This is a genomic window from Thalassospira indica, assembly GCF_003403095.1.
Classification (GTDB): domain Bacteria; phylum Pseudomonadota; class Alphaproteobacteria; order Rhodospirillales; family Thalassospiraceae; genus Thalassospira; species Thalassospira indica.
Genome location: NZ_CP031555.1, coordinates 2,508,772 through 2,522,308, shown reverse-complemented (window position 1 = coordinate 2,522,308; position 13,537 = coordinate 2,508,772). Strand labels below are relative to the sequence as shown.

Sequence of the window (13,537 nt, the reverse complement as noted above, 5' to 3'; positions counted from 1 at the left end):
TCCACAGACCAACTGCGGGATGACATTCCCATAAGCTTTTACGACCACCCGGGAAGTTTTCCCGGGCGGTTTGTTCTTTTTCGTAGCACTAATCCCCAAGCCTTCGGAAAAATGTAAAATTGGGTGCTTGACGGGGTGCGTTTGTTGCGGCTATACACCGCTCCAGCCAACGCGAAGGCGCGATGGCGGAGTGGTTACGCAGAGGACTGCAAATCCTTGCACGCCGGTTCGATTCCGGCTCGCGCCTCCACTGATCCGGCATAGCTCAGTTGGTAGAGCAAATGACTGTTAATCATTGGGTCGCAGGTTCGAGTCCTGCTGCCGGAGCCATAAACCCCTGGAACTCTGTTCCGGGGGTTTATGCTTTTCGGGCCAATATCATTTCGCAGTTATTCCAAGTGTGATTTGCCCCTTCCCGACCACAGAACACGATGCGCTTTACGTGATCCAATTCAACCAGTTGGGAAATGGTTTCCATCATTATCGCGCTTGCCGATAACCTGTCGCAGCCATGCTGGAAAAAGACGCGATTTTGGCTGGATTTTCTCAAAAAAGGTCTTGCGGGCCACGGGCTGTTTGATTATACACCTGCCACGCGCATCGAAAGACGCGCGGCACCTGATCCGGCATAGCTCAGTTGGTAGAGCAAATGACTGTTAATCATTGGGTCGCAGGTTCGAGTCCTGCTGCCGGAGCCAATTAAAAAGGGACCGAACGTAATGTTCGGTCCCTTTTGCTTTTGAACGTCAAAACACGGATGTTTACCCCATGAGAACAATCAAAATCGACCTTCGCGAAGTTGAACTCGCCACCCTGTCCGGACCGACCCGCGGATGGTTGATTACGGGCGAAGGCGGGGTCATTCATGGCTTGGTACACCCGATTGACGGGGATCTGTTCACGATCTCGTCGACGACCGATGCCCGGATACAGGCGTTTGGCTGGTGCCCGATGTTCGACAGCCTGGCCCATGTCCAAGCCGACCTTGAAATCGCGCTCGCCATGAGTTCACAGGATGAAGTGGAAGCCTGGCTTGAAGAGTCCGCGCGATTTGACGACGGGCATCATGGTCACGTTCATTAATCGTGACGCAAGATCTCCGTACTTCACGCTCCCCATAGCCTGCTGCACCGCACTGCCATAAAAACTTCGTGTTGGCAGCGCTTTATTGATGCACAGCAAATCAATATAATTGGCATCGCTCTAAAATATCGCACTGCATCATGATGGTGCGCTGAAAAAACAGCGCATGCATCACCATATAGGGCGAGTTGGCCGAAATCAGGCCAGCCCACACAGGACAAGGCGCAAACTGGCGATGAGTACAATCAACCTCGATCATCTGTTTAAACCGAAATCGGTCGCCGTGATTGGCGCTTCCAATCGGCCGCACTCCGTTGGCAGCGTGATTATGAAGAACCTGCTTGCGGGTGGATTTGACGGGCCGATCATGCCGGTGAACCCACGCAGTCAGTCAATCGGCGGCGTTCTGGCCTACCCCGACGTCAATAGCCTGCCGGTGGTGCCAGAGCTTGCTGTCATCTGTGTTCCGCCCAAAGGTGTTGTTCCGGTTATGGAATGCCTGGCCGAAAAAGGCTGCCTTGCGGCGATTGTCCTGACTGCTGGCCTGAGTGCAGAACAATATGATGACAACCGCACAGTCAAACAGGCGATGCTTGATATCGCTGCCTCCAAAAAGATGCGTCTTCTCGGTCCGAATTGTCTTGGCCTGATGGTGCCGGGCATCGGCCTGAATGCCAGCTTTAGCCATCAAAGCATTGGTAATGGCAAGATTGCCTTTGTTTCGCAATCGGGTGCCCTGTGTACCGCCGTTCTCGACTGGGCTGCTGCGCGTGGAATCGGTTTTTCCCACTTTATTTCACTGGGTGAATGCGATGACGTCGATTTTGGCGACGTCATCGACTATCTGGGCTCTGATCCCGATACCCGGGCGATCATGCTTTATATTGAATCCATTCACGAGCGCCGAAGCTTTATCTCTGCCGCCCGTGCCGCATCACGTAACAAACCGATCCTTTGCATCAAATCCGGTCGCTTTGCCGAGGGTGCAGCTGCGGCCGCGTCTCACACCGGTGCGCTTGCCGGTGCCGATGATGTCTTTGACGCCGCCATCAAACGTGCCGGTGTTTTGCGCGTGTACACGGTAAGCGAAATGTTCTCGGCAGCTGAAACGCTGTCGCGCATGCGCCCGTTCCGCGGTGACAAACTTGGCATCGTGACAAACGGTGGCGGGATCGGGGTGCTTGCGGTTGACGCCCTGATCGAAAGACATGGCCAGTTAGCCCACCTTGACGACGAAACCATTGCAGCCCTTGATGAAGTCCTCCCGCCGACCTGGTCGCACGCCAACCCGGTCGATATCATCGGCGATGCGCCGGGTGAACGTTACGCCAAGACCATTGACGTTGTCCTGAAGGACAAGAATATCGACAGCTTGCTGGTCATGCATGCCCCGACGGCCATCACCGATCCGGTCGAAGTCGCACAGGGTGTGATTGACACCATCAAGAACAGCAAGAAAAACATCCTGACCAACTGGGTTGGCGAGGCTACCGTGGCCGAGGCGCGTAACATGTTCTATGCGGCTGGGATTCCGACCTACCGCACGCCGGAAAATGCTGTTGCTGCCTTCCAGCACATGGTCAATTTCCGCAAGCTGCAAGAACTTTTGATGGAAACGCCGCCTTCGGCACCGCACGATTACACACCGGATGTCGACAAGGCGCGCAGCATCATTCACGCCGCCATTCACGCCGGACGTCACATGCTGACCGAACCCGAAGCAAAATCGGTTCTGGAATGCTTTGGCATCAATACGGTCAAAACCTATGCCGCCCTTGATGTTGACGATGCCGTCAGCAAGGCAGAAAAGATCGGTCGCCCGGTCGCACTCAAGATCCTGTCGGACGACATCAGCCACAAGTCCGATGTCGGCGGCGTGATCCTGAACCTTGAAAACGGCGAGGAAGTCCGTGCAGCAGCCGAAAAAATGCAGCGCGTTATTGGCAAGAAATTCCCTGAGGCCCGCCTGCGCGGTTTCACCGTTCAGGAGATGGTCAAACGTGACGGCGCACGTGAATTGATTGTCGGCATGACCACCGACCCGATCTTTGGCCCGGTGATCCTGTTCGGGCATGGCGGTGTCGAAGTCGAAGTCGTTCGTGACCGTGCGATGGCCTTGCCGCCGCTCAACATGAAACTTGCCCGTGAACTGGTTGAAGGCACACGCATTCATAAGCTTCTACAAGGTTACCGTGATGTCCCAGCGGTCAACCTGGAAGAACTTTACATGACCTTAGTGCGGCTTTCGCAGCTGGTTGTGCAGTTGGGCGAAGTTGTCGAACTTGATATGAACCCGCTTCTGGCCGACCGTGAAGGTGTGATTGCGCTTGATGCCCGTATCAAGGTAACGCCAAAGGTTGTAAGCGACGAACAGCGCCTGGCCATTCACCCCTACCCGCGCCATTTGAAGGAAAAGGTGGTGATGGATGATGGGACGACCTATTTGCTGCGTCCGATCAAGCCCGAAGATGAACCTGCCCACTATGAATTCATGTCGCGGCTAACCCCGGAAGATATTCACTTCCGCTTCTTCGGATCGGTCCGTGAATTGCCGCATTCGGAAATGGCCCGTCAGACGCAGCTTGATTACGATCGCGATATGGCCTTCCTCGCCATACTGCCAAACGGTGATCAGGAAGGCGAAATTCACGGTATCGTTCAGGTCGTGATTGATCCGAACAACGAGAAAGCCGAATACGCCATTATGGTGCGATCCGATATCAAGGGGCGCGGCCTTGGCCGCATTCTGATGGAAAAGATGATTGAATTCTGCCGCCGCAAGGGCACAGAAACCTTCATCGGCCAGGTTTTGCCGAATAACCGTCGGATGCTGACCCTTTGCGAAAGCCTTGGCTTCAGCCGCAAATTCATCCCGGATGAAGAAGTGTTTGAAGTCACCCTGCCCTTGCAGCGTGACCCGGAATAAGCCGCGTCATCATGATCAAACAACAAAAGCCCGGTGAAATACCGGGCTTTTTCGTTTCAGGCAGAATCTTCAATAATTTCAGGCGGTTTCTGCGACAAGCTTGGCCTTGATATCGGCAACGGCCTTTTCCGGATCGATGCCCTTTTCACGAAGCGAATCAATTGCTTCATTCTCGATCGTGCGCAGTTCCTGCAAGGTCGTTTGCACATCTTCAAGCTGCTGTTCGAGCTCTTGGATCCGGCGACGTCCAACCAGCATCAGATGCGCAAGCTGTTCCGTCCGACTGCGGTCTGCGTCATAGAGATCGATATATTCCTTGATATCCTCAAGCGAGAAACCAAGACGCTTGCCACGCAGCACCAGCATCAGCCGAGCCCGGTCACGATAATTATAGACGCGTGTCGCACCGGCACGCTGCGGTGCAAGCAGGTTCTTGGTTTCGTAAAACCGGATCGCGCGTGGCGTAATGTCGAATTCTTCGGCCAGCTCGGTAATGCTATAAAGCTTATCGTTCATGTTTTTTCTTGTTTGTTGAATGCGGTGCGTCACAATCGCAACATTCCGACAGCCCAGTCAACTGATTTACGCATACGTAAGGCCATAACACCGGGTGCCGGGCGTTACGAAGACGTCCTTTCATTCACCGTAAACAGGCAAACTTCGAACGTAATCCAGATCGACGGGAACATAGTCCGGTCCCTCAAAGACTTCCCCATCTGTCAACGCACCGGGCCAGAATGCACGGTGAGACAACCAAGTGCCGCCATCGGGCATCGGGATGCTCAGTGTGTCGCAATACCCTTCTCGATGTTGCGCACGAAGATCAAAACGCCCGGACAGCCCATCTTCGAACAACGGGCCATCAAAAACGCGCGGATCACGCAAAACACCATCATAGGGCGCAAACACCGCCGGATATGTCGGATGATTGGCAAGATCGCCTTCAAACGAAACAGGCAATGGACCATCCGCCGACAGCGAAAGTTTGTCCGCCGGACCAAAGAATGTCTGATCCAGTGGCATCAGGTCTTCGGGGAGTTTTGCTGGATCGGCATGTTCAATCGCATTGCGGGCATTGATCAGACCGCGCGTCGTGCCCTTCTTGATATATTTCTGGCGCAGGAAAAAGCTGTTGTGCAGGCAGGCGGAAATATAATCGGGCTGGGCTACTGATCCGCCCTTGCCCAGTTTGAAAACAGCACCGCCGTTATTCTCGTCCCCTTCAGGGCCCGGGCGGCCGTCAAACCAGCAGATATTGCCGAAATAATACCAGAACCCGCCACGAACACCGTCCTGCGAAAACAGTTTATGGCAGTTATAAAACCGGTTGCGGCCAATCCACCAGCCGAGGGCGGTTGCTTCGGGCTCTATCGGGTTGTCGCGGATGTGTCTGAACCGGTTGTCAATGATTCTGACGTCCCGGTTAAAGCTGCCGACCGGTGCAGAGAGATTATGCTGGGACACATCCATCCGAACGCCGTTATAGCAATCACAGATATCGTTTCGGATGATTTCGACATCCCCGATAATATCATCAGCCCCAAAGAATGCCCCGTTAAGGTAGCGATATTCGACCTCGATCACATTACCGTCTTCGTCCTTTCCGTCGTGAATTTCATCCCAGCGAATCTGACGCCAGATATCGGGATTCTGGACCCAACGGCAATCAGTGATCGAGATGCCGCGGGTTTGCTCGCCGTTGGCGTAAAAGGCATAGGTGCCCTCACTGATATCAAGGTCGCGAAACGCCAGATGCTGACTGTTTTCGATATAAACAGCACTTGGCCAAGCCCGCTTGATGGTAAAAAGCTCAAGCCGGATATGGGCGACATCAATCAACTGGAAAACGGCATAACCATCCCGTCCCGGATTGCTTGCCGAAACCGAAGGATCAGGAAGCTTTGCCGCGTCGATTATCGCATCGGGTTCGCCGCGCACAATGATCGGTTGATCAGCCGTCCCACTGCGCGGGAAACGCAAGGGTTCATCAAAGCAATAATCCCCCGCAATCATCCGGATCATTTGTCCGGGCCGGCTTTGCGCAATCGCCTGATCAAGGGTTAATGTCGGGCGGATTTTGGCATCAATCCAGTGTTCTTGCCCGTCTGCTGATACATACACAACTTCCATAACCCGCCCTCCCTGTTTGAATAGCAAAACCATAACGCAAAACAACCAGAGGCCAAGTATGTTGTTTCAGGCGCGCCGTGAGGGCACCGGAATTCATATCCTCATACTTTTTGAAATGTCACAACGCACCCCACAGAACTCAAAAGTGAGTTTTCCTCACATTCGTTGTTTTTGCCCCCACTCCCTAGACCCGATCACCACTTTCCATCGGCCATTTTGTATGGTGGCTGTCGATCACAAAGCGATGTTTATGGGTTACAGGCGGGTGGAAGTGCCGATGGCGATGCTTGTCTGTTTCGGCCGCATGCTCGTGAACATGGACGTGATGCGGGTCGTTATGATCGTGCGGATGTTCGTGCCAAAACCCCGGATGACTGTGTTTGATTTCAAGCCTGTCTTCCTTCGGCCAGAGCATCACAGCAACAAGCACAGAACCGATTGCCATGCCGCCTGATGCCAGAAAAGCAACTGACAGATCCGCCAAACTTCCCAGCCAGCCAACGATGCCATACGCAAACAACCACCCGCCATGCGATAGCGCGAAGTTGGCCGCAAAAAACGCGGAACGATCCCCTTCCCCGGCAGACCGTTGCACAAGCCGTCCGCCGGGGGTTTGGGCAAATGTTGTCCCGGCGCCAGCAATCAACCACAGAATTGCAAACGCGAAAGCCGACGCCAAATCTGAAATCATCAAGACACCGCCAAGCAACATCGCCAACGCTGCGGCGACAATACCCGACAACATCAGGCGGCGTTCACCGACACGTTCGATCAGCCGTGGGATCAAGAATGCGGCACACATTGATCCGGCGCCGGCACAGGCCAAAAAGCTTGTCGTCAGCAATTCTGTCCCGCCAAGAATGCCGCGGGTCAGAACCACGGTATTGACGATGATCATTGCCCCAACCGATGACACGGCGAAATATACAGCCAGAAGCCCGCGCAAACGCGGCGTCTTGAGATAAGCCACAATGCCAAACACCGTATTGGCATAAATGCCGCCAGTCCGGTCCGTTGGTGCGGCCTGCGGGATCTGTGCTGTCATGATCAGCAAAGCCGAGATTGCAAAGGCCAGGCTATTGGCCAAAAACAGACTGTCAAACGACCACACAATCAAAAGGGTCGCGGCCAAGGCCGGGCTGGCAAGGTTTTCAAGGTCATAGGCCAGCCGCGCGTAAGAAAGCCCCTTGGTATATGCCTTTTCATCCGGGAGAATTTCCGGGATGATCGCCTGAAACACGGGGGTAAAGGCGGCCGAAGCTGCGTTTACGACAAACACCAGAACAAAAATCTGCCAGACCTGATCAACAAAGGGCAGACACAACACAATCGCCGCACGCAACACATCCAAACCGACCAGCCACATCCGGCGCGGCAACAGATGAGCCATGCCCCCTGCCACCGGCGCGATCACCAGGTAGGCCACCATTTTCAAAACAAGGATGGAGCCAAGCACCCGACCGGCATCATCCCCGGCAAGATCATAAGCCAACAGCGATAGCGCCACCGTCGTCAGCCCGGTCCCGATCAGGGACGTAATCTGGGCGGAAAACAGATGGCGAAAGGCAGGTTGGGAAAACGGGGATAGGTTTGATGTCATCACCGCCCTTTCATACTCGTCCGAGGGACATGGTCCTCAGGATGCGGTCTCGGCCTGGTTGGCGCGTTCGCTGGCCGTGCATTTCTTGTCTGGCAACTGAAGCACTTTTCCCGTGCGCAATTCAATAATCCGCGTTGCAAGTTTCCGTCTGAAATGCGGATCGTGCGACACAAGGATCATGGCTTGTGGCAGCCCTATCAGGATTTCTTCAAGCCGGCGCAGGTTTTCTTCATCAAGTGCGTTTGTCGGCTCATCAAGCAGCAAAACATCAGGCTTCATGGCAAGGACAGCTGCCACCGAAACAAGCCGTTTTTCGCCGCCAGAAAGCTCATGGGTAATCCGTTCACGCAGGTGTTTGAGATGCAGTTGATCGAGGACCTCATCCACGATCGCAAGGGCTTCTTCACGACTGGCACCGAGGTTTAGCGGGCCAAAGGCAATATCCTCGATCACCGTTGGGCAAAACAGCTGGTCATCAGGATCCTGCACGATAAAACCAACCCGGCAGCGCAAATCGTGAAATTCTGCGTCGGTCACCCGCGGGGTGCCAAAGGCACGGATTTCGCCCGCATGCGGTTTAATCAGGCCGACAAGAATACGCAAAAGCGTGCTTTTACCAGCCCCATTCGGCCCGGCAAGGAACAGACGTTCACCCGGATCAAGTGTCAGACTGACACGATCGAGCACATTCTGCCCTGCCCGATAGCCATAGGAAATATCATTCAGTTCAATAAGCGACGACATACATGCGATCCATCAGGACAAGGGCAATAATCAGGGCAAGAAAGAAAACGGCAAATGCACCGTCCCGACGCTTGAATGCCAGATCATCAATCATCGGGAAATGACCACTAAATCCGCGACATTTCATGGCTTCCAGCACACGTTCGGCCCGTTCAAGCGATCGCACCACCAACATGCCAAACAAATAGCCAAAAGAACGGTAGGTATGGGCATTGTTGCGTGCCTTAAACCCGCGAAGTTTCATCGCCATGCGAAGACGATGATACTCGTCATGCAGCACCGAAATATAGCGCACCGTAAACATCATCAGATGCACCAGAACCGGCGGACATTTCAAACGATATAGCGTGTGACCAAGTGTCACCGGCGTCATACCCGACAAAAGGCTGAGCATCATAAGCACAACCGCATTGGCCCGTATGCCTACAAGGATGGCATGCATCAGGCCTTCCTTGCTGGCCTCTGCCCCAAGCACCGAGAACATTGGTGTTCCGGGGGTCGTAAATGGCAACATTACCAGCATGACGATAATGAAGCCGTCCATCGCTGCCATGCGTTTCAGGGTTACGCGCAGCGGCAAGTCCGTCAGGCTCATGGTAATGGCGGCAAATATCAGGGCACCCAGTGCAAACTCGATCTGATGCAGGGCCACCACGACAATTGCAAAAACACAGGCCGCGACCACTCTTACCCTTGGATCGAACGTCCCGACGAATGACGGTGATTGTCCGCCATGTGCCTGAATGCTCAGGGGTTGGTCATGTCCGAAAAGGTGGCTCATGCGTTGGGTGCTTTTGCTCTTAGCCGTCGCGCAGCGATGTAATAAATGATCCCGAAGGCACCGAATATATAGCCAATGCCGCCCAGAATCGATTGAAGATCATTCTTTTCCTTATAGGCGGTAAGCTCGCGCCTGAGCGGACGCAATTCGTCACGCACGATGGTCGCAATGATTTCTTCCTGTTCACGGGTAATTGCAGGCCCAGCGTTTGATCCTACGCCTGATGCAGTCCGCGCCTTTGACGGTGCTGTTTGTACAGTCCCATCAACACCCGTCAGGTCCGCAATGGCAAAGGTTGCCTCGGCAACGTGCCCTGCCCCGAGATCGGCACGAAAACGCAGATCAATCTGTTGGCTTGGCGTGTAGACAAAGAAACCGTCACCGTCGGTGGTAACTTCGTCAATCTTGTTGCCATCAAGATCAAAGATCTCAACAACCGTGTTTTCGGCCATGACACCGTTGGAGAAACCGATTTCACCTTCGATGTTCGAACCGCTTGGAAACAGAGATGCGATAACCTTGTGCGCCTGTGCCGGTGTTGCGCCGAACACAAGCATGCCAACCACAACGACCAGCTTGAGTGATCTAGCCATTGGATGCCTCGCCCGCCTGCTTTGCACGCAAGGTTGCTGTCGGTTGCATCTCAAAACCGGATGTCTGATCGGCGGCCTGCAACAATGCCGGTTTGACCTTGGCGATCAGATACACCGATGCCGCTGAAACCAGCCCTTCGACCACCATGATCGGAATGTGGGCAAAGAAGACCAGCTTGGCCGCCGGTACAAATGCATCACCACTGAGCGCAAGCGAAACCGCGACAAACACCGTTGTCAGCCCGATGGAAAACGCACCAGCACATCCACCAAGCACGGCGGCCGTGACCGGGTTGCTGCGCGACACCATTCCCCGGAACAAAAGCCCCGCCAGCACAGCCGGAAAGGCGATATTGACCGTATTGACGCCAAGAACCGTCAAACCGCCAAAGCCAAAGAAAACCGCCTGAAGCAAGAGACCGACAAAAAGTGCCGGAAACGCGGTCCAGCCAAGCACGAGCCCGGCAAGACCGCTCATGATCAGATGCACACTGGATGGTCCCACCGGCACATGAATGAGCGAGGCAACAAAGAATGTTGCCGACAAAACCCCGGTTGCGGGAATTTTATCGATTGGCAGTTTCCGCAGACCAAGGCCAAGCCCGGCAACTGCAAGAACACCCCCGCCAATCAAGACTTCCGGTGCCAGCGCACCATCGACAATATGCATCTGTTTTGTCCCTCGCCTATTTCACATCATAGGCGCGAACCCACAGGACTGCATCCTGTGAAAGTTCCTTGCCCTGAAATTCTTTGTCAGGGCCGCTGCCAAGTGCTGCAAATCCCCAAAAACCTGCCTTGGGGACACCAAAAGTGAAATACCCGTTTTGATCGGAGATGGCCACAACCGCACCACCGGGCATTGGCGATGCCGTTGGCCCTTTGGGTGTGTTACTGGCCATATCGGGTTCTGCGGCCATGTATTCGATTTCGACTTCAACACCGACTACCGGTTGGCCTTCGCTTAACACTCGGCCGGTAAAGGTCGAACCGGCAATGATGTTGGTTGGTCGATTAAGCGGCAGGATTTCGGTTTTAAGACCTTGCGGTTCCATCCAGTCGGTCGGAATTTCATTGCGGTTCACATAGGATTTCGTGATCTGTTGGATGAAGATATCTTCGCTTTCTTCGTAATACGGTGCGGGGACCACCACCATGACGTAATCGCCGCTGCGGCGAAGAGTCAAAGTTGCGTCAAAGGCCGCTGCCGTGTTCGCAATTCCGGTGAAAGTAATCGGCGAAAGCGTTGATTTCAGATCAATTTTCTCACCGCGGTTAACCGCATAAAATTCAAGCGGCTCGGCCATATCCATGACATGACCGTTTTCAAACGGGTGCCAGAAAATCAGCTTCACCGGCTGATCCCCGGCCTTGGTCACGTTTACGTCCGGCGTATAGGCCAATTGAAAATGCGCATGGGCCGGCATGGTCGCCGACAGCACGCAGGCGCTTGCAATCGCAAGCCTGCCAAGGGTCTTCAACATATAATCGTCTCTTTCTCAAACGATGCACGCAGGCCAAAGGCCCAACGCACAGGGTCAGGACAAAGAACGATAGGATGGCTGGAAGCAAGATTGCGGATCTTCAAAAGACCGTTTGTACCCCTGCAACCTGACGCTCACCCCGGCGTCCAACAGTTTCATACCGGGCAATCGGCACCCGGCAGTCAAAGGCAGGTCTCCTGGCTCACGGTTTGAAAAGCAATGCGCCTTCCCGGTTTGCACCAGTGGCATATGCAATGCTCTGACCGCTTACAGTTGCGGGGGCAGCCGTGGCTTTGTCATACATGACGCACCACGTTCCCTTTTAAGTTGATCCAATCGGATCAACACCAAAGACAATGTCATAATCCACGTCGGACGGATTGCTGTCAACTCCCTGCCCCATGGTCCATGACAATCTTTTTGCGGATGGCTTGACGCGCCTTAAACCGGGCGCGAAGATCACGCGCAATTTTGCCGACGGGCCGCAAAAGCCTGCAATCAGATGGGTGGAAACATTATGAAACCTGAAACGGTTCTTGTTTTCTGGTTCAAGGAACTCGAAGAAAAACAGTGGTTTATCAAGGATGAAGCACTGGATCGCCATATCACGGAACGCTTTGCCGATTTTCACGCCGCCGCCACGACCGGAGAGCTTTTTAACTGGCGCAAAACCGCCCATGGACGACTTGCCGAGATCATCGTTCTTGATCAGTTTTCACGCAATATGTACCGCGATCAGCCACAGTCCTTTGCATCAGATCCAATGGCATTGGTGCTGGCACAGGAAGCTGTTTCGTTGGGGCTGGATCGCAAACTGGTCACACCGCAGGAACAGGCATTCCTGTATATGCCCTATATGCACTCGGAATCCGAAATCATTCATGAAGTGGCGGTTGACCTGTTTTCACAGCCCGGCCTTGAACACAATTACGAGTTCGAGCTGAAACACAAAAAGATCATTGACCGGTTTGGCCGCTATCCACACCGCAATGAAATATTGGGCCGTCCATCGACGCCAGAAGAAGTGGCGTTTCTCAAAGAGCCCGGATCATCGTTCTGAGCATTAAAAAAGGGACGGTTTCCCGTCCCTTTTATTTGATCGCACTTAGGCGCAGAACATCAGCCAACATCACGGTCGCGATTATCCCACCAGCCCTGCACAAGGCTTTCTGCCTCATCCATGTAATCCGCCTTGCCCGCAAGGAAGGCTGCCATGGCAGCACTACCCTTGATCTTGGCTTCGGCGGGAATATCTTCCACCTCGCCACGCCAGACAGCCAGGAAGTGCTTCAGCGACACAGGGCTTTGATCTTCGCCGTCTTTCTCGGTTTTCGACAGCAATGCGGGCCAGCGAACATCATTGAGCTCACCATTATCAAGCATGCGCAGATCGACATGCTTATAGGGTGTTCTTTCGGCTTCGCCGCCACCGCCCTTGATCACACCGATGCGTGGAAGTTCCAAGAGCTTGCCGGTTTCACGATGGACATCAAGAAACGCCGGATGAAACACACCAAGGAAGGCTGCACGCGCATGCAACGGATTAAGCAAACGCAGTAACGTATTGACCGGACTACGCAATCCAAGAAGCGGACGTAATCCGATCAGCTCTTGCAGCTTGTGATGCATGTGACGTAGCGGCAGATATGCAAAGCCCTTTGATGCGATATCAGAACGCGCTTCTTCTGCAGACATGGCAATCGGAAGCTTAAGCGCCTTGATGGCAACTTCTGTGCTGATCCCGTTGACCAGATGCGAGTTATAGCCATGCATCAGCACCGGAACATTATTCTGCGACAACAGAAGCGCCGATAGCACAAACCAGGGCAGACCACGGGTCCGACCGGCCGCATAGGATGGCCAGTCCAGCGCAGGACGCATAAGCGCGTCATCTTTGCTGTCTTCATCCGGTTCAAGGCGCGCGGCCTTGCGCACAGCTTCGATCATGCCAGCCAGTTCTTCGGGCGTCTCAGCACGATAGCGCAGCATCAAAAGGAATGCGCCAAGCTGGATCGGTTCGACCTCGTCGCGCAGGATCATAGAGAACGCATCAAATGCCTCCTCGCGGGTCAGACTGCGCGAACGGCCCGGCCCACGGAAAAACGTGCGCAGATAGCCAGAAAACGGATGCGCCTCTGGTAAGACATTCTCATCCTCGAGCTGTTCAAGATGCTCGTCGGTCATATGGTTTCACCG

General features: G+C 54.1%; 12 protein-coding genes, 3 tRNA genes and 1 riboswitch. Of the genes, 6 read left to right on the top strand and 9 right to left on the bottom strand.

What is annotated here, in order from left to right; translation table 11 throughout:
• The first annotated feature begins 176 nt into the window (after positions 1-176).
• The 5 genes from DY252_RS11920 to DY252_RS11900 all read left to right on the top strand — a co-directional run bounded on the left by DY252_RS11920 (position 177) and on the right by DY252_RS11900 (position 4,009).
• A tRNA-Cys gene (locus tag DY252_RS11920) sits at positions 177-250 on the top strand.
• A 4-nt stretch (positions 251-254) separates the two neighbouring features.
• Positions 255-330: transfer RNA gene (locus tag DY252_RS11915), tRNA-Asn, on the top strand.
• Positions 331-622: 292 nt separating this feature from the next.
• A tRNA-Asn gene (locus DY252_RS11910) sits at positions 623-698 on the top strand.
• A 70-nt stretch (positions 699-768) separates the two neighbouring features.
• Positions 769-1,083 carry a hypothetical protein gene (locus tag DY252_RS11905; protein ID WP_064789681.1) on the top strand — a complete coding sequence of 105 codons (315 nt, stop codon included), beginning with the start codon at positions 769-771 and terminating at the stop codon, positions 1,081-1,083.
• Between the two features lie 235 nt (positions 1,084-1,318).
• The gene (locus tag DY252_RS11900; RefSeq protein WP_064789680.1) at positions 1,319-4,009 is read left to right on the top strand and encodes a bifunctional acetate--CoA ligase family protein/GNAT family N-acetyltransferase; all 2,691 of its coding nucleotides are present in this window, start codon (positions 1,319-1,321) and stop codon (positions 4,007-4,009) included.
• A gap of 78 nt (positions 4,010-4,087) precedes the next feature.
• On the opposite strand, the gene DY252_RS11895 is transcribed toward DY252_RS11900, so the two are convergent.
• The 8 genes from DY252_RS11895 to DY252_RS11860 form a co-directional block, all read right to left on the bottom strand.
• Positions 4,088-4,525 (bottom strand): MerR family transcriptional regulator, encoded by a 438-nt coding sequence (locus DY252_RS11895; RefSeq protein WP_064789679.1) that lies wholly within the window; start codon positions 4,523-4,525, stop codon positions 4,088-4,090.
• 120 nt (positions 4,526-4,645) lie between these two features.
• Positions 4,646-6,139: a right-handed parallel beta-helix repeat-containing protein gene (locus DY252_RS11890; protein WP_064789678.1), complete on the bottom strand. Its 1,494-nt coding sequence runs from the start codon at positions 6,137-6,139 to the stop codon at positions 4,646-4,648.
• Between the two features lie 184 nt (positions 6,140-6,323).
• Positions 6,324-7,739: an MFS transporter gene (locus DY252_RS11885; RefSeq protein WP_064789677.1), complete on the bottom strand. Its 1,416-nt coding sequence runs from the start codon at positions 7,737-7,739 to the stop codon at positions 6,324-6,326.
• A gap of 36 nt (positions 7,740-7,775) precedes the next feature.
• On the bottom strand, positions 7,776-8,483 hold the full coding sequence (locus DY252_RS11880) for an energy-coupling factor ABC transporter ATP-binding protein (RefSeq protein ID WP_064789676.1): 708 nt from the start codon (positions 8,481-8,483) through the stop codon (positions 7,776-7,778).
• Positions 8,467-9,264 (bottom strand): cobalt ECF transporter T component CbiQ, encoded by a 798-nt coding sequence (gene cbiQ, locus DY252_RS11875; RefSeq protein WP_064789675.1) that lies wholly within the window; start codon positions 9,262-9,264, stop codon positions 8,467-8,469. The genes DY252_RS11880 and cbiQ overlap by 17 nt, the downstream gene beginning before the upstream one ends.
• Complete coding sequence (locus DY252_RS11870) at positions 9,261-9,857, bottom strand: hypothetical protein (protein WP_064789674.1); 597 nt, start codon at positions 9,855-9,857, stop codon at positions 9,261-9,263. Before DY252_RS11870 ends, cbiQ begins: the two co-directional genes overlap by 4 nt.
• Positions 9,850-10,527: a cobalt transporter CbiM gene (cbiM, locus tag DY252_RS11865; RefSeq protein WP_064789673.1), complete on the bottom strand. Its 678-nt coding sequence runs from the start codon at positions 10,525-10,527 to the stop codon at positions 9,850-9,852. Before cbiM ends, DY252_RS11870 begins: the two co-directional genes overlap by 8 nt.
• 16 nt (positions 10,528-10,543) lie before the next feature.
• On the bottom strand, positions 10,544-11,341 hold the full coding sequence (locus DY252_RS11860; RefSeq protein WP_064789672.1) for a DUF4198 domain-containing protein: 798 nt from the start codon (positions 11,339-11,341) through the stop codon (positions 10,544-10,546).
• Positions 11,342-11,511: 170 nt separating this feature from the next.
• Positions 11,512-11,708, bottom strand: a riboswitch (cobalamin riboswitch).
• Positions 11,709-11,858: 150 nt separating this feature from the next.
• On the opposite strand from DY252_RS11860, the gene DY252_RS11855 reads away from it, so the two are divergent.
• The gene (locus DY252_RS11855) at positions 11,859-12,401 is read left to right on the top strand and encodes a DUF924 family protein (RefSeq protein WP_064789671.1); all 543 of its coding nucleotides are present in this window, start codon (positions 11,859-11,861) and stop codon (positions 12,399-12,401) included.
• A gap of 59 nt (positions 12,402-12,460) precedes the next feature.
• Here the strand turns inward: DY252_RS11855 and DY252_RS11850 are convergent, their stop codons facing one another.
• Positions 12,461-13,525, bottom strand: a complete 1,065-nt coding sequence (locus DY252_RS11850) for a glycosyl transferase family protein (RefSeq protein ID WP_064789670.1) — start codon at positions 13,523-13,525, stop codon at positions 12,461-12,463.
• Positions 13,526-13,537: the final 12 nt, after the last annotated feature.

Bases quoted from the DNA above. Each gene is read 5' to 3' on its own strand.
- DY252_RS11905 (WP_064789681.1), top strand. From the start codon at position 769: ATGAGAACAATCAAAATCGACCTTCGCGAAGTTGAACTCGCCACCCTG.
- DY252_RS11900 (WP_064789680.1), top strand. From the start codon at position 1,319: ATGAGTACAATCAACCTCGATCATCTGTTTAAACCGAAATCGGTCGCC.
- DY252_RS11895 (WP_064789679.1), bottom strand. From the start codon at position 4,525: ATGAACGATAAGCTTTATAGCATTACCGAGCTGGCCGAAGAATTCGAC.
- DY252_RS11890 (WP_064789678.1), bottom strand. From the start codon at position 6,139: ATGGAAGTTGTGTATGTATCAGCAGACGGGCAAGAACACTGGATTGAT.
- DY252_RS11885 (WP_064789677.1), bottom strand. From the start codon at position 7,739: ATGACATCAAACCTATCCCCGTTTTCCCAACCTGCCTTTCGCCATCTG.
- DY252_RS11880 (WP_064789676.1), bottom strand. From the start codon at position 8,483: ATGTCGTCGCTTATTGAACTGAATGATATTTCCTATGGCTATCGGGCA.
- cbiQ (WP_064789675.1), bottom strand. From the start codon at position 9,264: ATGAGCCACCTTTTCGGACATGACCAACCCCTGAGCATTCAGGCACAT.
- DY252_RS11870 (WP_064789674.1), bottom strand. From the start codon at position 9,857: ATGGCTAGATCACTCAAGCTGGTCGTTGTGGTTGGCATGCTTGTGTTC.
- cbiM (WP_064789673.1), bottom strand. From the start codon at position 10,527: ATGCATATTGTCGATGGTGCGCTGGCACCGGAAGTCTTGATTGGCGGG.
- DY252_RS11860 (WP_064789672.1), bottom strand. From the start codon at position 11,341: ATGTTGAAGACCCTTGGCAGGCTTGCGATTGCAAGCGCCTGCGTGCTG.
- DY252_RS11855 (WP_064789671.1), top strand. From the start codon at position 11,859: ATGAAACCTGAAACGGTTCTTGTTTTCTGGTTCAAGGAACTCGAAGAA.
- DY252_RS11850 (WP_064789670.1), bottom strand. From the start codon at position 13,525: ATGACCGACGAGCATCTTGAACAGCTCGAGGATGAGAATGTCTTACCA.